The organism is Mariniflexile litorale, from assembly GCF_031128465.2.
Lineage (GTDB): Bacteria > Bacteroidota > Bacteroidia > Flavobacteriales > Flavobacteriaceae > Mariniflexile > Mariniflexile litorale.
Genome location: NZ_CP155618.1, coordinates 1,084,956 through 1,109,081 on the forward strand (window position 1 = coordinate 1,084,956; position 24,126 = coordinate 1,109,081).

The 24,126-nt window shown below is 33.0% G+C and carries 20 protein-coding genes; 5 read left to right on the top strand and 15 right to left on the bottom strand.

Annotated features, from left to right (window positions below; translation table 11 throughout):
• Positions 1-12: 12 nt before the first annotated feature.
• The 6 genes from QLS71_RS04410 to rsgA all read right to left on the bottom strand — a co-directional run bounded on the left by QLS71_RS04410 (position 13) and on the right by rsgA (position 6,346).
• Positions 13-339 (bottom strand): nucleotide pyrophosphohydrolase, encoded by a 327-nt coding sequence (locus tag QLS71_RS04410; RefSeq protein ID WP_308990705.1) that lies wholly within the window; start codon positions 337-339, stop codon positions 13-15.
• The gene (locus QLS71_RS04415) at positions 339-2,348 is read right to left on the bottom strand and encodes a DUF3857 domain-containing protein (RefSeq protein ID WP_308990706.1); all 2,010 of its coding nucleotides are present in this window, start codon (positions 2,346-2,348) and stop codon (positions 339-341) included. The genes QLS71_RS04410 and QLS71_RS04415 overlap by 1 nt, the downstream gene beginning before the upstream one ends.
• Positions 2,349-2,351: 3 nt before the next feature.
• A complete protein-coding gene (locus QLS71_RS04420) occupies positions 2,352-4,265 on the bottom strand; it encodes a DUF3857 domain-containing transglutaminase family protein (protein WP_308990707.1) in 1,914 nt (637 codons plus the stop codon).
• Positions 4,266-4,333: 68 nt separating this feature from the next.
• A complete protein-coding gene (locus QLS71_RS04425; RefSeq protein ID WP_308990708.1) occupies positions 4,334-4,870 on the bottom strand; it encodes a metal-dependent hydrolase in 537 nt (178 codons plus the stop codon).
• Positions 4,870-5,322 (bottom strand): D-aminoacyl-tRNA deacylase, encoded by a 453-nt coding sequence (gene dtd / locus QLS71_RS04430; protein WP_308990709.1) that lies wholly within the window; start codon positions 5,320-5,322, stop codon positions 4,870-4,872. The genes QLS71_RS04425 and dtd overlap by 1 nt, the downstream gene beginning before the upstream one ends.
• A gap of 73 nt (positions 5,323-5,395) precedes the next feature.
• Positions 5,396-6,346, bottom strand: a complete 951-nt coding sequence (gene rsgA, locus QLS71_RS04435; protein WP_308990710.1) for a ribosome small subunit-dependent GTPase A — start codon at positions 6,344-6,346, stop codon at positions 5,396-5,398.
• 378 nt (positions 6,347-6,724) lie between these two features.
• Between rsgA and QLS71_RS04440 the strand changes: the two genes are divergently transcribed.
• On the top strand, positions 6,725-7,174 hold the full coding sequence (locus tag QLS71_RS04440) for a hypothetical protein (protein WP_308990711.1): 450 nt from the start codon (positions 6,725-6,727) through the stop codon (positions 7,172-7,174).
• Positions 7,175-7,225: 51 nt separating this feature from the next.
• On the opposite strand, the gene QLS71_RS04445 is transcribed toward QLS71_RS04440, so the two are convergent.
• The 4 genes from QLS71_RS04445 to QLS71_RS04460 all read right to left on the bottom strand — a co-directional run bounded on the left by QLS71_RS04445 (position 7,226) and on the right by QLS71_RS04460 (position 11,308).
• Positions 7,226-8,308 (bottom strand): bifunctional 3-deoxy-7-phosphoheptulonate synthase/chorismate mutase type II, encoded by a 1,083-nt coding sequence (locus tag QLS71_RS04445; protein ID WP_308990712.1) that lies wholly within the window; start codon positions 8,306-8,308, stop codon positions 7,226-7,228.
• Between the two features lie 94 nt (positions 8,309-8,402).
• On the bottom strand, positions 8,403-9,254 hold the full coding sequence (locus QLS71_RS04450; RefSeq protein WP_308990713.1) for a prephenate dehydrogenase: 852 nt from the start codon (positions 9,252-9,254) through the stop codon (positions 8,403-8,405).
• Positions 9,255-9,338: 84 nt separating this feature from the next.
• The gene (locus tag QLS71_RS04455; protein WP_308990714.1) at positions 9,339-10,484 is read right to left on the bottom strand and encodes an aminotransferase class I/II-fold pyridoxal phosphate-dependent enzyme; all 1,146 of its coding nucleotides are present in this window, start codon (positions 10,482-10,484) and stop codon (positions 9,339-9,341) included.
• Complete coding sequence (locus QLS71_RS04460) at positions 10,481-11,308, bottom strand: prephenate dehydratase (protein WP_308990715.1); 828 nt, start codon at positions 11,306-11,308, stop codon at positions 10,481-10,483. Before QLS71_RS04460 ends, QLS71_RS04455 begins: the two co-directional genes overlap by 4 nt.
• A gap of 285 nt (positions 11,309-11,593) precedes the next feature.
• Here QLS71_RS04460 and gldA point away from each other — a divergent pair, with 285 nt between their 5' ends.
• From gldA to QLS71_RS04480, 4 genes are all read left to right on the top strand, one after another.
• On the top strand, positions 11,594-12,490 hold the full coding sequence (gldA, locus tag QLS71_RS04465) for a gliding motility-associated ABC transporter ATP-binding subunit GldA (RefSeq protein WP_308990716.1): 897 nt from the start codon (positions 11,594-11,596) through the stop codon (positions 12,488-12,490).
• 198 nt (positions 12,491-12,688) lie between these two features.
• A complete protein-coding gene (gene pta, locus QLS71_RS04470) occupies positions 12,689-14,776 on the top strand; it encodes a phosphate acetyltransferase (RefSeq protein ID WP_308990717.1) in 2,088 nt (695 codons plus the stop codon).
• 2 nt (positions 14,777-14,778) lie between these two features.
• Complete coding sequence (locus QLS71_RS04475) at positions 14,779-15,966, top strand: acetate kinase (RefSeq protein ID WP_308990718.1); 1,188 nt, start codon at positions 14,779-14,781, stop codon at positions 15,964-15,966.
• 365 nt (positions 15,967-16,331) lie between these two features.
• Complete coding sequence (locus QLS71_RS04480) at positions 16,332-16,481, top strand: hypothetical protein (RefSeq protein ID WP_308990719.1); 150 nt, start codon at positions 16,332-16,334, stop codon at positions 16,479-16,481.
• A gap of 1,616 nt (positions 16,482-18,097) precedes the next feature.
• Here QLS71_RS04480 and QLS71_RS04485 read toward each other — a convergent pair.
• The 5 genes from QLS71_RS04485 to metH form a co-directional block, all read right to left on the bottom strand.
• Positions 18,098-18,844 carry a head GIN domain-containing protein gene (locus QLS71_RS04485; RefSeq protein WP_308990720.1) on the bottom strand — a complete coding sequence of 249 codons (747 nt, stop codon included), beginning with the start codon at positions 18,842-18,844 and terminating at the stop codon, positions 18,098-18,100.
• A 2-nt stretch (positions 18,845-18,846) separates the two neighbouring features.
• A complete protein-coding gene (locus QLS71_RS04490; RefSeq protein WP_308990721.1) occupies positions 18,847-19,947 on the bottom strand; it encodes an acyloxyacyl hydrolase in 1,101 nt (366 codons plus the stop codon).
• A gap of 35 nt (positions 19,948-19,982) precedes the next feature.
• The gene (metF, locus tag QLS71_RS04495; protein WP_308990722.1) at positions 19,983-20,939 is read right to left on the bottom strand and encodes a methylenetetrahydrofolate reductase [NAD(P)H]; all 957 of its coding nucleotides are present in this window, start codon (positions 20,937-20,939) and stop codon (positions 19,983-19,985) included.
• A 186-nt stretch (positions 20,940-21,125) separates the two neighbouring features.
• Positions 21,126-21,365 (bottom strand): hypothetical protein, encoded by a 240-nt coding sequence (locus QLS71_RS04500; RefSeq protein ID WP_308990723.1) that lies wholly within the window; start codon positions 21,363-21,365, stop codon positions 21,126-21,128.
• Positions 21,366-21,439: 74 nt separating this feature from the next.
• Positions 21,440-24,118, bottom strand: a complete 2,679-nt coding sequence (gene metH / locus QLS71_RS04505) for a methionine synthase (protein ID WP_308990724.1) — start codon at positions 24,116-24,118, stop codon at positions 21,440-21,442.
• Positions 24,119-24,126: the final 8 nt, after the last annotated feature.

Genomic DNA, 24,126 nt, shown 5'->3' on the forward strand with positions numbered 1-24,126 from the left:
TATACTTATAATTTATTTTAGTTTTTCATTATTATGATGCCTGTCGTGGTCTCGTTTTCCTTTCTTGTCCATTCTTGTATCGAAAGCTTGTTGTAAATCGACACCAGTTTGGTTTGCTAAACATAATACTACAAACAACACATCGGCAAGTTCTTCGCCTAGGTCTTTATCTTTATCGCTTTCTTTTTCGCTTTGTTCTCCATAGCGACGGGCAATAATACGGGCAACTTCACCCACTTCTTCGGTAAGTTGTGCCATATTAGTGAGTTCGTTAAAATAGCGAACGCCGTGGTCTTTAATCCATTTGTCTACTTCTTGTTGTGCGTTTTGAATGTTCATTATACTTTTGTTAAAACTATTTGTTCTGCTTCTTTTTCTATCATCTTGCTAAAATACTCTTTTAAAGCTTCATAATAAATGGGAGAGATAATTGCTTGATTCATTTCTGCATCTATTACCAATTGAATTTTTGAACCAATAACTGATATATTGTATTTAAATGCACCTAAGTTATCTGGTAAAGCTAATATGACTGATTCTGGAATAACTTCTACTCTATAGCCCTCTGGCAGGTCAACACTTATCATGTATCTACTACTTGAAGAATAGCCAAAATCTACTGGAAACTCTCTCTTTTCTAACTTAAATGGATTTTCTTTTGTTTTTAAAAAGAATAGAGGAGAAAAATATAACTTATCTGCTATAACATCTACTTGACCTTCTAAAGTAAATTTAAATGACTCCATAACAGGATTGGATAAATCCATTTCGTTTTTAACCTCAAACTCATCTATCTCCATACCACCATACTCGTTTTCTAGTTTTTCTAAATATTGACTTTTATCAGTCTCTAAATATTGTTCTCTATAAGTCATGGCACTATAATTTGTTTTCGCAATTCTTATAGCACCCTCTAAATTGCCATTCTGTTTTAAATTGGCTATTATTGTTACAATATTTTTAGATTTCTCTTTTGGATATAAACTTATTGTAGAAGAGCTTTTATCATCTCTTACAATTCTACCTTCCCAATTCAATGTTCTTATAGGCAAGATATTTGGTGTACTGTATTTACTAGTAGCATCCAACAGAATAACGCCATTTGATGTTTCAATAGCAGAAACGACATAGTTATAACCATCTAGTGTTGGAAACAAAGGTATTCCATTATGTCTTGTGCTAACTAAAACAGGGTTTGCATTTAATCCAGCATACCTTAGCATTGCTGTTAACATTAAATTTATTTCGGCATCATTACCTACTTGATCTTTATAGGCCTTACGCACACCTCCATCGGTATATTTTCCGTAATAGCCATTCCATTTCACTCTATGTTTTACATGATTATAAATTAATGATGCCCTCATTATTGGATCTGAAGTACTATTTATTAAAGCATCAATATCTTCTTCAAAATAACCCGTTTTCCCTAACTCTATATCAAAACTTGGACTTTGAAAAATAGTTTTAACCACATCTTCCCAGGTTGTAGAATAATACTTTATAGGTGATTGTGGGTACTTAACATAAGATAATTCGTAACTAATAGCCGAACAGTAATTATTAATGTTATTTACGTAGGGCTCTTCTTTTAAGGCGGAAACATTTGTCAAACTATAAGAGGTCACATTTTTTTTAAAATCTAAATTTGAAGAACTAAATGTTGTTTTTACAGGCCCACTAAAACCATCACTTCTTTCTTTCTCCATAATTGTTATTTTACCATGTCTCACTTCAACTTTTGGAATAACACTTAAAAACCCTTTAGTCAATAATTTAAAATTATAATACTCAGGAGCTTCAAAAGAAGCCTCTAAACTGTGTATTGGTATATCATGTTGAAATACAAAATCATCAATATTTGCAATAAAAGGAGATTCAACTCTATACTTATATTCAATAATAGAGCCTACTTTAATATTAGGCATAGTAAATTTCACTTGATTTAGATACTTGTTTAACTCAGATTCAAAAATTCCATCTTTTCCTAGTTTTTCATTAATAATTTTCCCTTCTATTAAATTATAGGTATATGCTTTTAAATTTGAAAATTCCTCCTGGTCACGATTACTTTTATAAAGACTCACCTTTTTTGTAGTGTAATCGAAGCCTTCTTGGGTGTATATTTTTATACGCTCGAAGATTTCAGTAACCACCACAAATCCTTTTTCTTGATCATATTGAAAATAAGTTCTTCTATATTTATGTAAGTATGCGGCATTTGCGAAAGAGTCTAAAGGATTAAATTTTTCTTCTAATTCTTGTTTTGAAACTTTACCAAAACTAAAATTTTGAGCAAATGAGTTCATACAAAAGCAAATAATTAAAAATAGTGTTGTAATTCTCATTTATTATTGGTTTTTAATTAATGCTATTTTTGAATTATCTAGTTTATTTATTTCTTTATAAAAATCTCTATAAGTTTCGTAATCCTCTTTTGGATATTCACCATCATTAATTACTAATTCACGTTTATAAAGTAAAGTTGAATCGTCTTTAACAACAATTTCAATTTTATAGCTGCCAAATTTATTTTCTATAAGAGCATTATCAGGAGATGATTCTATGGTAAAACCTTCTGGTAATTTAATTTCAACTTCATCTACATCTTTAAAGCCTCTTTTAATTTTAAGTGGCAATTTTCTATCTCTATATCGATCGGGAATATCTGTATTTCTATTTAAGGCATTTACTGTAAGTAGCATTCTATTTCCCACTATTTTAGAATAGTTGGGTGCTACAAAACTAACATCTTCAACAAACTCATTATCTAATTTGTTGTTGTTAATCTGCATATTATTAATTCTCATACCATTCACATAATTCCAGCGTTTTTTGTAACGAGTATCTAAATCTCGCTCGGTTTCAGTTTCTAACCAATACTTATTATCGTATTGTATGCCTTTAGAGTTTACGGTTATTTTCACATCAATGAAGCCATCGTTAGACACGGTATAACTTCCGTTTATAAACTGTGTATTCTCTTCTGTGGTATACTTTTTTGTATGTTTTATTTTGCCAGCTTCTGGAGTTATTACCAAAACATCCCTATCATCGGTAAAATCACCTATAAAACCAAAAGGGAGTTTCTGGCTGGTACATTCTAACCAGATATCTTCTTCATTTGCAATTGGAATATTAAGAATTACATGATTACCTTGCATGGCAGCAAAATCGTTTTCTAAATTTCTTTGTGAACTTCCTGCGTAAACAACAGTATAATTTGACTGAATACCCGCCGCGTTTAAAAGGGACATGGTGTAATTGGTTAAGGCTTTACAATCGCCATACCCTAATTTATCAACTTCTGAAGCCTTAAATGGTTTCCAGCCACCAATACCTACTTGTACACTTATATAACGAGTCTTATTTTGAACGTAATCATAAACTTTTCGTGCTTTATCTAAATCTGTCGCTTCATCTTTTACAAGATTTTGTATCATGGCAACAGTACTAACTGGTAAATCGTGGGTATCTTTTATTAAATCTTGATACATCCACTTTCCAAAATCCGCCCAATCTTCAACTTCTGTTTGCACGCCTTCCAAAGCAAACTTATTTGAAGTTACTAAAATTTTTGGAGCGATATCAACTAAAGACGGACTATAAGCTTCAGGTTTGATAGCTTCTATATTTTTCACCTTATAGCTTATTTTGTTCTGAAGAGCTTCCTTAAACAAATCAATTCCTTCTAAATTCTTTTCCTTAGTTCTAATTGTTATATCGCTAGGAAAACTTATGGTATATGAGCTATTTTCAACACTTAAAAAATGGTCGTTGATTGGGGTAAACGACTCTATAAAAGCTGTATTTTTAGTATTGATTTCACTAACAAATTCTATGGTGTATGGATACGAAATTGGGGTGTATTCTAAATATTTAACTCTAGAGTCTGAATATAACGTACCGCCATCTACCGCACTCACATCTTTAAAATCATTCTTCTTTACTTTTTTAATAACCGCACCAAATTGATTAAACACTAAAACTTCTAATGTTTTTATTTTTACATTATTATCATAATGCACAAAAGCGTCGATATTGCTATTTCCTTCTTTATTTAATACGGTTATAATTCGCTTTTCATAAACCGTCATATCATTCACAGAGTTTATTGTGATATCTATTTGATTAGAACGAATAACAGCATTAGCGTTTTCCTTTAAATTAGCAGGAATTGTTAAACTAACAAGTAAGTTTTCTTGAGAATAAATTTGTAGTGTTGCGAATAAAACAAAATATAAAATAATAAGTTTTAACTTCATAAATTGTATTTAAGTTTAATTGAAATCTTAAATATAAAATATTACAAGAATTATTCACATAAGAAAAATCATATTTCGTTGTAATACCTGTCTTTTAGTTTAAAAATTAAAAACCTTACACCTAATATGATAAAACAAGGGATAATCACATACTTGAATTCGCTTAACAAGACTTGAATTCCCCTTTCTGAAAAAAATTTTTCAATACCAATAGGTGACACTCTAATTTCTCTAAAAGGAAAGAAAAAGCGATTGTTATCAAAAGGAATAAAAAAGCCTACACCTTTACCTCCAGAAGTCATAGCATCTAAAATACCATGAGATAGTGTTGAAAAAAGAATCACCAAAAACCAAATAAGTTTACGCTGTTTCCCTAATGTAAACATTATAACAAATGCCCACAATAACGCAAATAACAAAGAATGTGTAAATCCACGATGCCCCAAAAGATGCAGATATGGAATTCCCAATTGGAAACTTACAACATCAAAATCTGGTAAAATAGTTGAAAAAATAGCTACTAAGAGTAACCTTTTTGTGTGCTTGGTATCTATAAGTTTTGTTAAGGTAAAACCAACGACACTATGACCAAAAATGGATGCCACTATTCTTTGTTTTTTGAATCAATTATTATAGTTACAGGGCCATCGTTAATCAGTTCTACTTTCATATCGGCACCAAATTGGCCTGTTTGTATAGATGTACCCAAATCAGTTTCTACTTGTTTTATAAATGCTTGGTAAAGCGGGATGGCAACATCTGGTTTTGCTGCCTTAATATAACTAGGGCGGTTGCCTTTTTTGGTCGCAGCGTGTAATGTGAATTGGCTCACGGCAATAATATCTCCCTTAACATCTAATATTGACTTATTCATAACACCATCGGCATCACCAAAAACACGAAGATTTATGATTTTATTAGACAGCCATTTAATATCTTCTAGTGTATCATCATTTACAATACCAAAAAGAATTAAAAGTCCGTTTGAAATAGACGCCATCTTTTTACCTTCAATAGTAACACTTGCTTTTGAAACTCTTTGAATTACAACTTTCATTCCTTCCTACCCCCTAACTCTTATCAAAAGAAAAGGGAACTGTTATGTTAAAATTAAATTTCTCGTAAACTGTCTATTGATTCTCCCAATTATCAGTTCTATAATGCTCATTTTCACCTTCAATAATTTGTAAATAACTTCGATAGCGAGAAAAGGCAATCTCGTCGTTATCTAATGCCTTCTTCACGGCACAATTTGGTTCTCTAACATGTAGACAGTTATTGAACTTGCAATCTTGTTTTAGTTTGAAAATTTCAGGAAAATAATCGCCTACTTCTTCTTTGTCCATATCTACCACTCCAAAACCTTTTATTCCAGGCGTATCTATAATTTTTCCACCAAAACCTAAATCAAACATTTCTGCAAATGTAGTAGTATGCTGACCTTGCATGTGTAATGTTGAAATTTCTTTAGTTTTAATGTTCAAACCTGGCTCAATGGTATTTAGAAGGGTTGATTTCCCAACACCTGAATGTCCTGAAAACATACTCACTTTATCAAGCATCAGTGCTTTTACCTTATCTACATTTTTACCAGTTTTGGCCGAAACCCCAATACATTCATAACCTATTTGTCGATAAGTATGTGCCAAAAACCTCACTTCATTTAAGGTTTCTTCATCATATGTATCTACTTTATTAAATAGTAGAACTGTTTTAATGGAATACGCATTTGCTGTTACCAAAAACCGATCAATAAAACTGGTTAAAGTTGGAGGGTTGTTAATGGTAATCATTAAAAAAACCTGATCGATATTAGAAGCTATAATATGTGTTTGTTTTGATAAATTTACAGATTTACGAACAATATAATTGGTTCTATCATGTATATTATGAATGACACCCGACACCTGATTGTTATCGGTTTCTAACTCAAAATCCACAACATCTCCAACCGAAATAGGATTGGTACTTTTTATTCCTTGTATTCGAAATTTACCTTTTATACGGCATTCGTACGTTTCACCCAATTCGGTTTTAACGGTGTACCAACTTCCTGTAGATTTATAAACGAGTCCTGTCATTCATTTTATTATAACACAAAATAACAATTTTTAAATTGAATTTACCCTTCAATAATTGCTTTTTTGTTACAAGTTGCTTTCCTTAATCAATAATATTTATGATATAAATTCCAGAAGGAAACTTATAACAAATCTACATATAATGGATCGTTTTGCAATCATGAGTTATATTATTTGTATTAATGCTCAGGGATACCCAATAGAAAAAATCAAATCTTTTAAAACGAGAGATGAATCAATTCAGTTTTTGATTAAACAGCACTATTCCCATAACCAATATTAACTATTATTTACATAAAACATCAACTTATCGGTTTTTATAATCGTTTTGTCGATCATTTTCATATTTTAGCATCTTAATTTTAAAAACCAAACAACATGAAAAAATTATTAATTGTATTATGTATTGCTTTATTCTCATTTATTGAAACTAACGCACAAGTAGAGTATAAAGTTGTAACTAGTGTAGAGTCAATTGTTCCTAATGGTTTAGGACGTTCTAGACTTATCAGTGCAAACGAAGAAAAAGATTATAAAGAATTTACCACCACACAAACTGAAGACGATAATACTCGTAATAAATCTAAACGTGATGAAATAAGAGTTAAAGATTTTGATGAAACGAAATTGTTAAACTTTTATAATATAGGAGGTATTCGCTTTCAAAATATTGCTGCTAATGATGCCATTATCACTTCAAAAATAAACACTATGATTCAAGAAGGATGGGAATTAGCTTTTGTAACAAGCGGTGTAGAAAGTGAAGGAGGAAAAGGTGATGGTCAAGGGATTTTTATTACTAGATACCTTTTTAAAAGAACTAAATAAAAACTATATTATAAAAAAAAGCCTCACAATTGTGAGGCTTTTTTTATAATACTAACCATTAATCACCTTCTCTTGGTGATTAATTGATTCTTGGTGAATCGCTTTAAACATTTTTAAAATAAACTCTTCACTTAAGCCTTGAGATTCTCCCTCAATAACCATTTTACCTAAAATTTCATTCCAACGCTTACTTTGTAATACAGCAACGTTTTTCTGTTTTTTAAGGGCGCCTATACCATCGGCAGCTTTCATACGTTTACCCAATAACTCAATAATTTGATTGTCAACCACGTCAATTTGTGCTCTTAAATTATTAAGCTCCTTATTATAATCAGCTTCTGGATCGCTTTCTTTTCTAATTTTCAAATCTTTCATGATTTGAACTAAAGTTTTTGGCGTTACTTGTTGAGAAGCATCACTCCAAGCGTTATCTGGATCGTAATGGGTTTCAATCATTAACCCATCAAAGTTTAAATCTAAAGCAGCTTGAGATACATCAAAAATCATATCACGCTTTCCGGTAATATGCGAGGGATCGTTGATTAATGGAATATCTGGATATTTATTTTGAAACTCAATAGCTAATTGCCATTCTGGATTGTTTCTGTATTTTGTTTTTTCATAAGTTGAAAACCCTCTATGAATCGCACCAATATTTTTAACACCCGCTTTGTAAATTCTTTCAATACCACCTAACCATAAAGCTAAATCTGGATTTACAGGGTTTTTAATTAAAACAGGTTTATCGGTTCCTTGTAAAGCATCTGCAATTTCTTGCATAATGAATGGGCTTACTGTAGAACGTGCACCAATCCATAATAAATCTACATCATGCTCTAAAGCTAATTTTACATGGGCAGCGTTTGCTACTTCGGTACAAATTTTCATACCAGTTTCTGCTTTTACCTTTTGCAACCATTTTAAACCTAACGCACCAACACCTTCAAACATTCCTGGACGTGTTCTTGGTTTCCAAATACCTGCTCTAAAATAACTTACATCCGTATCTTTTAGCTCATGTGCTATTCTTAATACTTGCTCTTCTGTTTCAGCACTACAAGGTCCTGCAATTACCAGTGGATGACTTAAATTTAAATCATCTAACCACGTTCTCATTTCTTTTTTGTTTTCCATAATTTTAGTAAAATTTCAATAATCAAATTCCAAATCCCAAAATTGTTATCGGGCTACCATTGAAATTTGGCATTTTATAATTGGTAATTTATATTTAATTTATTCCCTTTAAAATATCTTTTATATAATTAGTTTCTTTCATTTCTTTAAAAATAGCATCAAAATCATCCTCTTTCATTAAGTCTTTAAAATGAGTCAGATTTGTTATATATTCTTCCAATGTTTCTATAACATTTTGTTTGTTTTGTTTAAAAATGGGTGTCCACATTTCTGGTGAACTTTTCGCTAAACGCACGGTTGAGGCAAATCCACTTCCCGCCATATCAAAAATATCACGTTCGTTCTTTTCTTTATCAATCACCGTTTTACCTAACATAAACGCACTAATATGCGATAAATGCGATACGTAAGCAATGTGTTTATCATGTGCCTCTGGATTCATGTAACGCATACGCATACCAATCGATTTAAACAACTCCAACGCTTTTTCTTGAAGTTTGAATGTTGTTTTTTCAACTTCACAAATAATATTTGTTTTCCCAACAAACAAATCAGGAATAGCTGCACTAGGTCCTGAATGTTCTGTTCCCGCAATAGGATGCATTGCTAAAAAATTTCTTCGTTTCGGATGATTTTCAACCACTTTACAAATATCGGCTTTTGTTGAGCCTGCATCTACCACCAAACCATTGTCTGATATTTTATCTAAAACAATTGGTAATAATTTTACAGTAGCATCAACAGGAATAGAAATAATTACTAAATCGGCATGAACAACATCATCCAAAGTTGCCTTTTTATCAATTAACTTCAGCGTTAATGCTTCGTCAAGCGTCGTTTCTTTTCTACTGATACCATGAATAACCACCTCTGGATATTTCTTTTTAATATCAATAGCAAGACTTCCGCCTATTAACCCAACGCCTATCATGTATATATTTTTCATTTCCCTCTCCCAACCCTCTCCAAAGGAGCGGGCTTTTAAATTACTACTAATTATCTCTATTTACTGTTATAGCAAACTGTTTGCTCATTTTACTCGTGCTATTGCTTCTTCTAAAACTTCAGTGGAAGCACACAAGGAAAACCGTATGTATCCTTCACCTTTACTACCAAAAATAGTTCCTGGTGTAATGAATATATGATTGTTTTTAAGTACTAAATCTATAAACTCCTCCGACTTTACAAAAGGTGGTAACTTAGCCCAAACAAATAAACCAGTCGCATTTTTATCGTAAGTACAATTTAAAGCCTCGGCTAATTGCCATACTAAATCTCTACGTTGTTTGTAAACATTGTTTAAAGTCACAAACCACATGTTCGAACATTTTAAAGCTTCAATAGCGCCTCTTTGAATGCCATAAAACATTCCAGAATCCATATTACTTTTCACTTTTAAAACATTGTTTATATGATTACTATCGCCAACAACCATACCAACACGCCATCCTGCCATGTTAAATGTTTTACTTAAGGAATTTAATTCTAAACACACCTCTTTAGCACCTTCAACTTCTAAAATACTTCTATATGAATCGTTTAAAACAAAACTGTATGGATTGTCGTTAACAATTAAAATATTATGTTTTTTACCAAAGGCTACTAAGTCTTCAAATAAAGACTTACTTGGTTGTGCACCTGTTGGCATATGCGGGTAATTCACCCACATTATTTTTACTTTACTTAAATCTAATTTTTCTAAAGCATCAAAATCTGGCAACCAATTTGTAGCTTCATCCAACTCATAAAAAACAGGAATGGCACCAACTAAATTTGTAACCGACGCATATGTTGGATACCCTGGGTTTGGTATTAACACCTCATCCCCTTCATTAAGGTATGCCATAGAAATATGCATAATCCCTTCCTTGCTCCCCATTAATGGCAAGATTTCTGTGGATGGGCTTAAGTTTACCGAAAAATGGGCTTTATAAAAATCAGCAATAGCCTCTCTTAATTCCGGTAAGCCTTGATAACTTTGGTATTTATGTGCACTTGGGCTTGCAAACCCTTCATTTAAAGCATCAATAACCTTTTGTGGAGGCTGCATATCTGGGCTACCAATCCCCAAATTAATAATAGGCTCACCATTGGCAATAAGCAAATTCACCTCTCTCATTTTTTTTGAGAAGTAGTACTCTTCAACGGTGTTCAATCTGTTAGCTGCCTCAATCATAATTTTGCGTTTTTATACTCGCCCAAAACTTTAAAACTTTGTGCCATAATTTCTATAATAGATTTTGCCTTTTTAAAATCATTATAATTTTCAAAAGTAATATCTACAAAAAAAGCATATTTCCAAGGTGTTTCAACAATGGGTAAGGATTGTATTTTAGTTAAGCTCAATTTACAATCGCTCATCACATTTAGAATAGCCGCTAAACTACCTCGTTTGTGATCGGCCTCAAACCGAACCGATGCTTTATTAATTTGTGTTTCTGGCACTTCCGAATTGGTACGCTTAACAATTACAAAACGCGTTTCGTTGTGCTTTATAGTTTGAATACTTTTTGCTAAAATGTCCAAATCAAAAATTTCGGCTGCGATAGCACTTGCTATAGCTCCAACACCCTTTAGTTGCTTTTCTTGTATACGCTGTGCAACTTCTGCTGTATCTTTATCTTCAATCAATTTAATATGAGGGTGTAGTTTAAAAAACTCCGTACACTGCAATAACGCCATGGGATGCGAATACACTTCCTTTATTTCTTTTATATTCTGATTAGGTAGAGCCATTAAATTGTGCTGAATATCTAAATAATGTTCACCAACAATATGCAACCCAAACTTATTAATTAAGGCATAATTAGGAATGATAGATCCCGCTATGGAATTTTCTAAAGCCATGATAGCTGCATCACATTCTTTGGTTATCAAAGAATCGACTACTTGATCGAATGTTAAACATTCTATAGCATCAACAGGCTTATCAAAAAATTGCTGCGACACAATATGATGAAAAGATCCTTTTACGCCCTGTATGGCTACTGTTTTTATCATATACAAAAAAAAGTCCCGATTTTCATCGAGACTTAGTATTAAAATTTATGTTTATAAATTATACATACAACGTCTCGTTTTTTCTGCTAAAGAAAAAATAAAATCCGCTAAAATATGTATAACCTACTGTTGTCTTCATAATTATGCCGCTAAAGTAATTAATATTTTAAGAAATAGAAACAGGTTAAAACCTTTTTTTTCATATTTATCAAAAGTTTTAAATATTTTACAGCAAAACATACATTACATTAGATAATCATTATTTTTGAATAAATAATTTTAAATATGTCAATACAGGTAGAAGGTGTTTCGAAATTTTACGGAAACCAAAAAGCATTGAACAACATCTCTTTTAAAGTTCAAAAACCAGAAATTGTTGGTTTTTTAGGTCCAAATGGTGCAGGAAAGTCTACTATGATGAAAATCTTAACCACTTACCTAGACGCCAATGAAGGTTCAGCTACCGTAAATGGATTTGATGTAACTAACAATAAACAACAAGTACAACAAAGTGTAGGGTATTTACCAGAACACAACCCCTTGTATTTAGACATGTATATTAAGGAGTATTTGGCTTTTAATGCGAGTATCTATAAAATTAATAAAGAGCGTATTGAGGAAGTTGTTGAACTTACTGGCCTAACCCCCGAAGCCCATAAAACAATTGGACAACTCTCAAAAGGGTACCGCCAACGTGTAGGTTTAGCCAATGCCTTATTGCACAATCCCGATGTTTTAATTTTAGATGAACCCACTACAGGTTTAGATCCCAACCAATTAGTAGAGATTAGAAACCTTATAAAATCAATTGGTAAAACTAAAACTGTTTTTCTTTCTACACACATCATGCAGGAAGTAGAAGCTATGTGCGACCGCGTTATTATTATTAATAAAGGAGAAATTGTTGCCGACAAAAAACTTAATGACTTACGCAAAAGCAAAGAACAAATAGTTATTGTTGAGTTTGATTACCGTGTTGAAGACGCTTTTTTATTAAAGTTACCAAAAGTTAAAACGGTGGTTAATACACACGATTTTGTATATGAAGTCACTTTTTCTACCTCTGAAGATATGCGTTCCCATGTATTTGATTTTGCACACGACAATAAATTAAAAATATTACAACTCAACCAAAAAAACGCGAGTTTAGAATCGCTTTTTAGGGAATTGACTTCAAAATAATACAAATTTAACGAAAAGCGCTTCCCTCTAGCGTAACGACCAAACAAACACTTTATATTGGAATTATGATTAATATCATCTTTAGTAAAAAGGACAGATAGTAACTTTGTAAGGTCATTTTTTTAACAATAAAATAAGTGTAATTTTTACGATTAGAACCGTAAAACCAATTACCTTTATTCACACTACAAATACAATATGAGCAAAGGAATTTATGTAGCTACTATTGAACCAAACAGCGGGAAATCTGTGGTTGTTTTGGGTTTAATGCGTATGCTTTTAGGAAAAACAGCTAAAGTTGGATACTTTAGACCTATTATTGAAGATTTAGATCCAAGCGAAATGGACAACCACATTAGCACCATACTTTCGCATTTTGAGATTGACATCAATTACAAAAAAACCCATGCATTTACCCGAAATGAAGTTTTGGATTTATATAATCAAGGAAAATCGGGTGAAGTACTGGATGAAATTATTAAAAAGTACAAATATCTTGAAACTCACTTTGATTTTGTTTTAGTTGAAGGTACCGATTTTTCACATGAAAACTCAAGCATAGAATTAGATTTAAACATTCTAATTTCAAAAAACCTAGGACTTCCTGTAATAATTGTTATGCAAGGTGACAAGAAAGAACTTAAAGAAATTACGGATAGTGTTCAATTAGCACACGATACTTTTAGAAACGATGTGAATGTACTTTCTATAATAACCAACAAAGTAAACCCTGAAGACATTTCAACATTAAAAAACCTACTCCTTAAGCGCATAAGTAATACGGATATTACGGTAATTCCAAAAATTCACAGTTTATCTAGCCCCACAGTAAAAGAGGTTGTAAAATTACTAGACGGTAAAGTTCTTTTTGGTAAGGATATGCTAAATAATCTTATAGATAGCTTTAGCGTAGGCGCCATGCAATTACGCAACTATTTAACACACTTAAAAGAAAACGCTTTAGTGATTACTCCAGGTGATAGAGCCGACATTATATTAGGAGCATTACAAGCTAATATTTCCAAAAACTACCCGAAAATTTCTGGTATTATTTTAACAGGAGGCCTGATTCCCGAAGAACCTATTTTAAAACTTATTGAAGGACTCTCTAGTGTTGTACCCGTAATTAGTGTGAAAGACGGCACCTATGCAGTTACTAATAAAATAGGTAATATTAAATCTAAAATTTACGCTGAAAACGAAGAAAAAATTACCACCTCTATTTCTACTTTTGAAAAACACGTGGATACGGATAAACTTGCGGATAGGTTAATAACCTTTGAATCGAGCGTATTCACACCTAGAATGTTTCAATATAATTTATTACAACGTGCCTTAAAAAATAAAAAGCATATTGTGTTACCCGAAGGTGGCGACGAACGCATTTTAGAAGCTGCAGCACGATTGATAAATGCGCAAGTAGTAGAATTAACCCTTATTGGTGATGAAGAATTAATTAAAGAACGTATTGAAAAACTGGACATTTCATTAGATTTGAATGCTATCAATATCGTGTCTCCAACGACATCTCCTTATTTTGATGATTACGTAAATACTTTTTACGAACTTAGAAAACATAAAAACGTTAATTTAGAGATGGCAAGAGATGCTATGTCCGACGTATCCTATTTTGGCACCATGATGATTTACAAAGGGCATGCCGATGGTATGGTATCTGGTGCCGTGCATACCACACAACACACCTTACTTCCAGCATTACAATTTATCAAAACTAAACCTGGTGTAAATATTGTATCATCTATTTTCTTTATGTGTTTAGAAGACCGAATTTCCGTTTTTGGAGATTGTGCCATTAATCCCAATCCCAATGCACAAGAATTGGCAGAAATTGCCATTTCATCTGCCCAAACTGCTAAAGATTTTGGTATTGAACCCAAGGTTGCGATGTTATCGTATTCTTCGGGTACATCGGGAAAAGGTGCCGATGTTGACAAAGTTAGAGAAGCTACCGAAATTGTTAAAACACTATCACCCACCTTAAAAATTGAAGGCCCTATTCAATATGATGCTGCAGTTGACATGCGTATAGGAAAAAGCAAATTACCCAATTCTGAAGTTGCAGGTAGCGCCAGTGTGCTTATTTTTCCAGATTTAAATACTGGAAACAACACCTATAAAGCTGTACAACGCGAAACAGGAGCCCTAGCCATTGGACCTGTTTTACAAGGGTTGAACAAACCTGTTAACGACTTAAGCAGAGGCTGCACCGTAGACGATATTTATAGTACCGTAATAATAACCGCCATACAAGCCCAAGAAAATTAAATATGCAAGTATTAATATTAAATTCAGGGAGTTCTTCCCTAAAATTTCAATTATTTTCAATGCCAAAAGAAACCATTTTATGTTCTGGAGTAGTAGAACGTATTGGTTTTAATGATGCTATTTTAAGATTTAAAACAGATAAAGGCTCCATTGAATTAGAATCTAAAATTTTAAATCATAAAACAGCATTAAAATTAGTGGCTCAACACCTTTTAGATAAAGATACAGGTATTATAAAATCTCCCAAAGATATCGCTATTGTTGGGCATAGAGTGGTACATGGTGGTATCTTTTTTAGTAAACCAACCTTAATTACCGAAGATGTAAAAGAAAAAATTAAAACCTTAGCTTCTTTAGCACCTTTACATAATCCCGCCAATTTAGAAGGTATTATAGTTGCCGAAGATATTTTTCCAAAAGCAAAACAAGTCGCTGTTTTTGACACAGCTTTTCTTCAAACCATTCCAGAAGTAGCTTATAAATACGCGATTCCTAATGAGTTTCTAACCGAACATCACATCCGTTTATATGGGTTTCATGGCACAAGTCACAAATATGTTTCAGAAAAAGCAATTGAATTTTTAGGGAAAGAAGAATCAAAAATTATCACCATTCATTTAGGCAACGGTTGCAGTATGACAGCCATTAAAAATGGCAAAAGTATCGATCACTCCATGGGGTTTTCTCCTTTAGATGGATTAATAATGGGAACACGCTCGGGCGACATAGATCCTTCTATTATTTTTCATTTGAAAGACAAATTAGGTTATAGTTTAAAAGAAACAAACACTCTTTTAAACAAAAAAAGCGGTATGTTAGGATTAACAGGCTATAACGATTTAAGAGATATTGAAACGATGGCTGCAAGAGGTAATAAAGAGTGTATTCTTGCCTTACAAATGAATGCTTACCGTATTAAAAAATACATTGGTAGTTATGCGGCTGTTTTAAATGGGTTGGATGCTATAGTATTTACAGCTGGTATTGGGGAAAACTGCAAATTAATGAGACAGTTGGTTTGTGAAAATTTAGATTTTTTAGGCATTCATTTGGATGTTGAAAAAAATAATTCTGATTTAAGAACCATTAGAGCCATAAATAAAGAGGATTCAAAAGCAAGAATTTTGGTGATTCCCACTAATGAAGAGTTAGAAATTGCCAAACAAACGGTAAATTTAATTAAAAATTAATCGTCCTTTATATACTTCTTGAACATCTACAACTGGAGGAATAGTTACTGATATAACGTTGCCTGTACTTGTAACTACTCCTTCCTATCACCTAGTTTCTAATACTATTACTCATCGTATAAGAAGAAACAATTTAAAAACACCTTTATTTTAAAAGCTGTCTTTTATTAGTGCTTTGTAATACCTATTTTCCTTTCACAATTTACATAAGCAGTCTCTTAACTGCGTCAGGAATTCTAATTATAAATAGTATTAATGGTAAAACAAATGATTGATTTTTATCCGCTGCAGCATGTCTTGGAAGTTGTTGAACAACACATTTTAAAAGGGTAGTCGTTAAGCCAAAGTTTAAGTCAAACATAAACTTGTTTGACGACAAAATTTTAGCCCTCAACAAAGCAGCAGAGGAAACCAACCAAACCGAGTTTATTTTTGATAGACTTAATATCCAATATAATACCCAAGTGAATGAGCAATCTAAAATGTTGTCTATTATGAAACCATCATTGTTATAATTGTGAGGATTTTTATGGGCTTTATTTTAATAGCCCCCCGCTGTTCCCTAGTATGCGCTACCGCCAGTTTGCAACTGGTGGCGTATCGAGTAAGAAATAAAAAAAGAGAAGCCGCATTTTAGAGATAGAATGTGGTTTTTTTATGCAATAGATTTAAGCTTCACGGACTTAATCAAGGTATCAAGGGTATAAAGAATATGCTCCCTATCATCCTCGTTCATTTGCTGTACCTCAATGACACGTTTAAGCAAGGTATTGTCAACTTCAACATCTAGCTTACCAATTAAGAAATCCAAGCTTACTTCAAGAACATCTACAATCTTGGAAGCCCCCTGCTGCCGCTAGTATATCCACAACGGCTACCGCTAGCATTTGCTAGTGGCGGTAAGAGTAAGAAAGTCTAATAATATAAATATAAGAAAAGCTTTTACAAATTTTTGTAAAGGATTTTTTTAGCTAGTTTACGGCCACTAAGCACAGCTTAGCGGTAGCGAATAAAATTTGTATTAAATTTGTGTAGCAGAGTTTTATTATTTTAGAATTATGAGCAGAAGTTATAAATTTTATAATAAGCAAAGACTATATTTTGTAAGTTTTGCAACCATAAACTGGATAAACGTTTTTACAAGACAGTTATATTCTAATGTAATACCTTAAAGCATAGGCTTTTGCATAGAAGAAAAGGGTATAGAGTTGTATGCATATTGTTTTATGCCCCGTTGTTCCCTAGTATCCGCTCCCGCTAGTTTTTAAAACTAGTGGCGGTAAGACTAAGAAAAAACAAAGTAAAGAACCACAATATAAAAGTTGTGGTTTTTTTATGAAAAAGCTTTTTTAATTTTAAAGTTCTGAATGATATTATCGATAAGGAAAAAGAGTTTACTCCGCTCTGCGAAGTCTGTGGCTTCGAAGCATAACACTAAGAAAAGTAAAATATATTTCAATTCAGCTTTACTAAGTCCGTGGCTAACCGTTTTTCGAAGTATGCTGTGCGAAGTTTATAACTTCGTATTGTATTGAGTAAGCAAATACAATTTATTGAAGTTTACATTGTAGAAATAGGTTTTTAGAATACATCTGTAAGATGGGAAGTTTTAAACTTCGTATAACAAACATGACGGGTCAAGGACGGGTCACCTTCCTAGATGCTCCGTAGTTCCTTCGTAGATACTCCGTAGATAAAGTGACTCCATGTTAAAAATACAAAAACATTTAAAATATACCAAAAATAGCAAAACATGCCAAAATTAACAGTTTACTCAGGAACCAACTAATTTCTAAAACAGCTAGTTTTTAAATTAGGGGGACAGGCTTATACTTTGTAAGTTTTGCTACAGTAATTGGATAGATATTATTATTATTATTGAAAATTTCGACTACTGTATAAAAGAAAAAGGTACGATAGTTTCCATCCAAACTAAAACTAGATAATATAGCCCGCTCTGCGAAGTCTGTGACTTCGAAACAATATTAAAAGATAAGAATTGAGTTTTATACGCCACATTTTAACAATAAGATGTGACTTAAATATTTAGTATAAATGCGAAGTTTTAAATTTCACATAGCAAACAAACTTTAAGGTAGAAGTGTTAGAAATTGCCAAACAAACGGTAAATTTAATTAAAAATTAACCGTCCTTTATATACTTCTTGAACATCTACAACTGGAGGAATAGTTACTGATATAACGTTGCCTGTACTTGAAATTTGACCTGTTAGTGATTGTTGCGGATTTATAATCATATCATTAGAGCTCCGGTTCCAAAATATTACATTTTGAGCTATTAAATTGGCCCCTTCAAAACGTGAGGTACCTGATGCAAAAGTGATATTAAGATTATTTGTTTTACCTGAAATAAAACAATTAGACAAGTTGTTAAATACTAAATTAAAAGCATCATTATCTATTTGTAATCTAAAGTTTCCGTTTGTAAACGAATTTGGCGCATTGTAATCTTCAGCTAAGATAGTAAGATTCGAATAGGTTAAAACGCCCTCTGAACGCACTTCATATTGTGTGGAGCTTCTTATTTCAGTAATATTTGCTGCCGTTACATATACTTTAGTAACTCCATAATTTCGAACATAATTACAGGAGTTATTATCTGTAAGGATTAGTTTGCCCTCCTCAACAACTGCTTCCACGTCATTTAATAAATTTTCACCTGTTTCAATAACGACTTTCTGCTCTATACCATCTTTAATTATTAACTCAATATCTCTATTCACCAATATTTTATCAAATGTAGAAACATTGATTTCTTGTTGAATAACAGTTCCTGTAGTTTGAAAACAATCACCAGCATTTTCACTATTACATGAAAGAAATAAAATAGAAATTAATATGTATGTTAGTTTTTTCATTTTTACAATCTTACTCCTATTCCTAATTCAATAGCTTCTGCTTTGGCTCCATGTGTTTTTAAAGTTAGAGCACCAAACCACTTCTCGTTAATATAACGCTTCAACCCAATTCTTAAATAAGTTTTTCCTTCAAAATCAAACGGGTAATACACATAATATCCCAATTGCGTTTCTATAGAGGTTTTATTAACAAACAATTCATGACCTACAAAAACACCAACACGCTTGTAATCTTCATCTCCAGATACATTTTCTTCAGGAAATGAGATACTTTTATAATAAATTAATTCTTTTAAAAAGTTTGAAAAGAACACATCAGTTCCAACCTGAAATGCGCTTTTTATATTAATACGTTTATCAGCATACGCTGAAACAATATAAAATGGATACTGGCCGCTACCCACTACATCACTTTCGTTAATACCACTTCTAAAAACGAAATTATATTTTATGGGTTGGGCAAATTTTTCTTTTTCACCATCAGCTATGGTGGTAATATATGAAGGTTCTTCTGTATCCAAATTATAAGTCACACCCAAATTAAAAGCAATTGTATTCGTACTTGCATTTGGCGCTTTTACATTCCCATTAGAATAATGAAGCAATGAAAACCCTGCTTGTAAACCAAAGTTATCAATAATCCTTTCTTTTTTATAATTAAGTATTACGAGAGTACTACTTAATAAATGAGAACCATAAGCAATGTTCCTATAGTTCTTTTCTTTATTATAAGGGTTGGGAACATACGCAATTCCTTGTCCTATACGAAACATTAAATTCCGATTTAAAAAATAGAAATTATAATGTGCATAAAGTGATGTGTTTTTACCTAAAACCTTATTTTTGAGATTTTGATATGAAAAAGTCACACCATAATCGGGGTAGTTAAAACGTTGTTCCCAATCGTTAAATCCGTAGGTTTTTTTGTTCCAACTTAAAATGACACCTTCAGGATGTCCGTTAATTAAATGTAGAATGTCGTTGTTGTGCAATGCAATGTTCCCTTTAAAATAATTAACATCCACATACGATGTATGTTGTTTGTCTTGCGAAAAACCAATAAGTGTTAAAATTAAAAAAGTGTAGATTAAAAATGGCTTCATTAACAAATTTACTATGAGTAAAAGTAGTCGTTTAATTAAAACAACTCCGATGCAATCGCTTTTATATTATCACTTTTACCCATCGAGTAGTAATGTAAAAATGGCACACCTGCCGCTTTTAATTCTTTAGATTGCTGAATGGCAAACTCAATCCCCACTTGTCTAACAGCCTTATTGTCTTTGCAAGCCTCCACCGCATCAATAAGATCTTCAGGTAAGTCTATTTTAAAAACTTGTGGCAACACTTGTAAGTGACGCTTTACGGCAAGTGGTTTTATACCTGGAATAATAGGCACTGTAATACCTATAGCTCTGGCTTTCTCTACAAAGTCGAAATACTTTTTGTTATCAAAAAACATTTGCGTTACTACGTAATCGGCTCCTGCATCTACCTTCGCTTTCAAACGTTTTAAATCGGTATTAAACGAAGGCGCTTCCATGTGCTTTTCTGGATATCCTGCAACACCAACACAGAAATCGTAATTGTGTTCTACCTCTATTTCGTCGTGCAAATATTTTCCATTATTTAAGTCAGTTATTTGCTGTACCAATTCACTGGCATAGCAATTCCCGCCCTCGGTTGGTATAAAATAAGGTTCATCTTTTCTAGAATCACCACGTAGTGCCACCACATTATCAATACCTAAATAGTGACAATCTACTAAAACATACTCGGTTTCTTCCTTCGTAAAACCACCACATAACAAATGCGGAATGGCATCAATATTATATTTATGCATAATAGAAGCACAAATACCAACTGTTCCAGGGCGCAAACGCGTAATACGCTTATCTAAAAGACCGTTACCTTTATCAACATATACATATTCTTCTCTAGAAGTTGTTACATCAATAAACGGTGGTTTAAACTCCATTAATGGATCTATATTATTATACAAATCCTGAATGTTTTTACCTTTTTGAGGTGGCACCACTTCAAACGAAAATAATGTTTTGCCGTTGGCTTTTTTTATGTGATCGGTTACTTTCATTCCCTTAAATCCCCAAAGGGACTTTTAATTAGTTAATATTTTTACTTTTTGGGCCTTACCACAAGGGTCGCTCTTTTCGTTACAAGTCCTCGCTCGTACCTTGCTGTGGGCTTTCCACTGCAAATGCGGAGCATTCACGATTTCTAATTTATCAAAACAATATGCATGAGTAATCGCTAACGCAAATTAAAGCAATAACTTTTTAACGTCTTCATATTCTTCTTCATATTCCCAATAAATCCATCTACCATCCACATAATCGGTTAAAATATATTTTTCACTAATGGACTTTATTCTAGAAACTGGAATTAGTTTCTTTGCAAAATTTTCTGAAGGAATGGGTTCCATCATTTCTTTATTTTTACTGTTGTAACCGTGAGAAATAATATAACTACCTAATGTTAATTCTATAAAGTTATCTTTCATATTATTTTTTTACCAGACCTAACAGGCTTTAAAAACATGTGAGGTCTAAACTTTGACAAATCTTGCAGGTTGAATTACTCATCGGCAATAGTTGGATGCAACCACTTTCTAGCTTTTTCTTTGGTGATCCCTTTACGAACCGAATAATCAGTTACTTGGTCATCGGTTATTTTTCCTAAGCCAAAATACTTTGCTTCGGGATTTCCAAAATAATAACCCGAAACAGCTGCTGCAGGCCACATGGCTAAACTTTCTGTTAGAGTAACACCTATTATTTTTTCAACTTCCAACAACTCCCAAATTGTTTCCTTTTCTAAATGATCAGGACATGCTGGATACCCTGGAGCCGGACGAATCCCTTTATAACTTTCTTTAATTAAATCATTATTAGTTAGATTTTCATCTGAATCATAACCCCAATGTTTCGTTCGCACTTGTTTATGCAAATATTCAGCTAAAGCTTCTGCAAACCTATCCGCAATGGCTTGCGCCATAATCGCATTGTAATCATCTTCTTTGGCTCTATAACTATCCGCTAGCTCTTGTGCTCCAAAAATAGCAACACAGAACGCACCCATATAATCGGTTTTTCCAGTTTCTTTTGGTGCAATAAAATCGGCTAAAGCAATATTTGGAATCCCTTCTCTTTTGCTTAATTGCTGACGCAAGGTTCTAAAAACAGCTATTTCCTTTCCCTTTTTCTGAATAGAAATATCATCGTCGTGTATCGCATTCGCTTCAAACAAACCAAAAACAGCTCTCGGTTTTAATAATTGCTTCGCTATGATTTCTTTTATCATGGTTTGTGCCTCATCATACATAATGGTAGCTTGCTCGCCAACAACCTCATCGGTTAAAATATCTGGATATTTACCGTGTAAATCCCAACTTCTAAAAAACGGACTCCAATCTATAAAAGGTTCTAACTCTTTTAAACTTAATTGCTTTAAAACTTGAATACCTAATTCATTTGGTTTTGAAATTTCAGATGTTTCCCAATCTATTTTAAACTTCCTTTTTCGGGCTTCATTAATTGAAATATATGATTTCTCTTTACCACGTTTTAAAAACTTGGTACGGAATTCATCATAATCTTTTTTCAAGTTGGCCACATATTCATTGGCTGTTTTCTTATTCAGTAAATCACCCACAACGGTTACAGCTCTTGAAGCATCATTCACATGAACCACTGCATTTTTATACTGTGGATCAATTTTTACAGCGGTATGTGCTTTTGATGTGGTTGCACCACCAATAAGTAAGGGCAAGATGAAATTTTGGCGCTCCATCTCTTTTGCCAAATACACCATTTCATCAAGCGATGGCGTGATTAATCCTGACAACCCAATAACATCTACATTATGTGCTTTTGCTTCTGCTATAATTTTTTCAGGTGGTACCATAACCCCCAAATCGACTATTTCATAATTATTACAAGCTAAAACCACACTCACAATATTTTTGCCAATATCATGTACATCACCTTTTACGGTTGCCATTAACACCTTACCAATAGCTTGTTGAAACTCCCCTTTTTCGGCTTCAATAAACGGATTCAAATAACCAACGGCTTTTTTCATAACACGCGCCGATTTTACAACCTGAGGCAAGAACATTTTTCCTGCTCCAAACAAATCGCCTACCACATTCATCCCAATCATTAAATGTCCTTCAATAACATCAATAGGTTTTTCGGCTTGCAATCGAGCTGTTTCCACATCTTCAATAATAAAAGCATCAATACCTTTTACCAAGGCATGTGTGATACGATCTTGAACTGGGTTTTCTCGCCATGATAAATCCACGCCTTTTTCAACTTTAGAACCTTTCACGGTTTCAGCAAAGTCTAATAAACGTTCAGTCGCATCATCACGTCTGTCTAAAATAACATCTTCAACACGTTCTAATAAATCTTTTGGAATATCATCATACACTTCTAAAAGCGATGGATTCACAATCCCCATATTCATACCCGCTTGAATTGCGTAGTATAGAAACACCGAATGCATCGCTTCACGAACCCCATCATTCCCTCTAAATGAAAACGACACATTACTCACACCTCCACTCACACTTACGTTTGGCAAATTCTCACGTACCCAACGCGTGGCTTCTATAAAATCGATGGCATTTCGTTTATGCTCATCCATTCCTGTTGCTACAGGAAAAATATTCAAATCGAAAATAATATCTTCGGAGGGAAAGCCTACTTTATCAACTAAAACATCATACGATCGTTTTGCTATTTCAATACGTCTGTCGTAATTATCGGCTTGTCCAACCTCATCAAAAGCCATGATGACTACAGCTGCTCCGTAACGTTTAATTTTTTTTGCTTCCGCTATAAACTTGTCTTCACCTTCTTTTAAAGAAATGGAATTAACCACGCATTTACCTTGCACGACTTGAAGCCCAGCTTCGATAATTTCCCATTTAGAACTATCAATCATGATAGGCACACGAGAAATATCTGGTTCAGCAGCAATTAAATTCAGAAAACGCACCATAGACTCTTTTCCGTCTATAAGGCCGTCGTCCATATTTATATCGATAATTTGTGCACCGCCATCTACTTGATGACGTGCAATTGCTAAAGCTTCATCAAACTGTTCGTCTTTAATAAGTCTTAAAAACTTTCGTGAACCTGCTACATTAGTACGCTCACCAACATTTATAAAATTGCTGTTTTCGTTTAGGATTAGTGGCTCCAATCCTGAAAGTCTCATGTATTTTCGTTCAACCTTTTCTTTCATGTTCATCT

Excerpts from the sequence above, each read along its gene's own strand:
- QLS71_RS04410 (WP_308990705.1), bottom strand. The coding sequence starts at position 339 with ATGAACATTCAAAACGCACAACAAGAAGTAGACAAATGGATTAAAGAC.
- QLS71_RS04415 (WP_308990706.1), bottom strand. The coding sequence starts at position 2,348 with ATGAGAATTACAACACTATTTTTAATTATTTGCTTTTGTATGAACTCA.
- QLS71_RS04420 (WP_308990707.1), bottom strand. The coding sequence starts at position 4,265 with ATGAAGTTAAAACTTATTATTTTATATTTTGTTTTATTCGCAACACTA.
- dtd (WP_308990709.1), bottom strand. The coding sequence starts at position 5,322 with ATGAAAGTTGTAATTCAAAGAGTTTCAAAAGCAAGTGTTACTATTGAA.
- rsgA (WP_308990710.1), bottom strand. The coding sequence starts at position 6,346 with ATGACAGGACTCGTTTATAAATCTACAGGAAGTTGGTACACCGTTAAA.
- QLS71_RS04440 (WP_308990711.1), top strand. The coding sequence starts at position 6,725 with ATGAAAAAATTATTAATTGTATTATGTATTGCTTTATTCTCATTTATT.
- QLS71_RS04445 (WP_308990712.1), bottom strand. The coding sequence starts at position 8,308 with ATGGAAAACAAAAAAGAAATGAGAACGTGGTTAGATGATTTAAATTTA.
- QLS71_RS04450 (WP_308990713.1), bottom strand. The coding sequence starts at position 9,254 with ATGAAAAATATATACATGATAGGCGTTGGGTTAATAGGCGGAAGTCTT.
- QLS71_RS04455 (WP_308990714.1), bottom strand. The coding sequence starts at position 10,484 with ATGATTGAGGCAGCTAACAGATTGAACACCGTTGAAGAGTACTACTTC.
- QLS71_RS04460 (WP_308990715.1), bottom strand. The coding sequence starts at position 11,308 with ATGATAAAAACAGTAGCCATACAGGGCGTAAAAGGATCTTTTCATCAT.
- gldA (WP_308990716.1), top strand. The coding sequence starts at position 11,594 with ATGTCAATACAGGTAGAAGGTGTTTCGAAATTTTACGGAAACCAAAAA.
- pta (WP_308990717.1), top strand. The coding sequence starts at position 12,689 with ATGAGCAAAGGAATTTATGTAGCTACTATTGAACCAAACAGCGGGAAA.
- QLS71_RS04475 (WP_308990718.1), top strand. The coding sequence starts at position 14,779 with ATGCAAGTATTAATATTAAATTCAGGGAGTTCTTCCCTAAAATTTCAA.
- QLS71_RS04485 (WP_308990720.1), bottom strand. The coding sequence starts at position 18,844 with ATGAAAAAACTAACATACATATTAATTTCTATTTTATTTCTTTCATGT.
- QLS71_RS04490 (WP_308990721.1), bottom strand. The coding sequence starts at position 19,947 with ATGAAGCCATTTTTAATCTACACTTTTTTAATTTTAACACTTATTGGT.
- metF (WP_308990722.1), bottom strand. The coding sequence starts at position 20,939 with ATGAAAGTAACCGATCACATAAAAAAAGCCAACGGCAAAACATTATTT.
- QLS71_RS04500 (WP_308990723.1), bottom strand. The coding sequence starts at position 21,365 with ATGAAAGATAACTTTATAGAATTAACATTAGGTAGTTATATTATTTCT.
- metH (WP_308990724.1), bottom strand. The coding sequence starts at position 24,118 with ATGAAAGAAAAGGTTGAACGAAAATACATGAGACTTTCAGGATTGGAG.